Raw genomic sequence first — 871 nt, forward strand, 5'->3', positions numbered from 1 at the left:
GGCAAGGGTGAAATCCTGCGAATAAGCGAGCATTCGTGAGAAAACTAAATCGTACTGAGGGAGGTCAATAAGCGTTGGCTCACTTAAAGATATTTCTTTGTCCAATTATTAAAAACAATTGCAAAAATAATTAGCCCGAGTACGATTATTAATCCTCCAAAAATGACAGGCAAGTAAATAAATGCATTGGTTATTCTTACTAGCTCATCAACGCTCTCGATTTTAGACGGGTTAATGAAATCCGCAACCCAATCTTTCCCTTTAAATAGACCAGCAGCGATACTAAAGAGTCCAAATAGAAACAAAACTAAGGAGTAAACCATAAACCTAATCAATACCATGCCACCTCCAGTTCTACTTAACCAATCCGATTCGGTACATAAAACAATACCACATTTTTACTTTTAAGTTGCGCTAAACTGCCCGATAGCTTAACGAAAAGGCAGAGCCGATCGAGTAGCCAGCTACCACGTTTATTTCTTATCTATGGTGGAAAGTTTTTCAACAAGTAAGTGCGAAATTATTATTGAAAGGAGTAGATCAGTTGAGGGTGAATTTGTTTGCAGTACACTGGAGGTAAGGAAGTAAATAATCAATGTGAAGAATAATACGGCAGCAAAATATTGTGCCATAATTAGCCCCTCCCATTATAAATAGGTTACCTTCTCATACGCCTCCAATCTGTGGAAAGTTCCGATATGCTGCCCAATAACTTAATGGCAGAAGGAGCAGTTGCCGCCGCGGCAACTGCTCCTTGATCATTGAACTAAAGTTCTCCGTTAGCATTCCTGTAGATGGATTAATTTCATCTTTGCAAAAGGAAAAGCGCCTCGGTACGATGGGAGTACGCAACGGGTCATAGCCCTTAAAA

Annotated in this window: 2 protein-coding genes; both read right to left on the bottom strand. The window is 39.7% G+C overall.

The features are described from left to right. Positions 1-83: 83 nt before the first annotated feature. A complete protein-coding gene (locus NNL21_RS36060) occupies positions 84-335 on the bottom strand; it encodes a hypothetical protein (protein ID WP_256555727.1) in 252 nt (83 codons plus the stop codon). Between the two features lie 331 nt (positions 336-666). Then, positions 667-871: hypothetical protein (locus NNL21_RS36065; protein ID WP_256555728.1), on the bottom strand; the 205-nt coding region annotated here is incomplete at its 5' end.

It is taken from the genome of Paenibacillus mendelii (assembly GCF_024498075.1).
Taxonomy (GTDB): domain Bacteria; phylum Bacillota; class Bacilli; order Paenibacillales; family Paenibacillaceae; genus Paenibacillus_Z; species Paenibacillus_Z mendelii.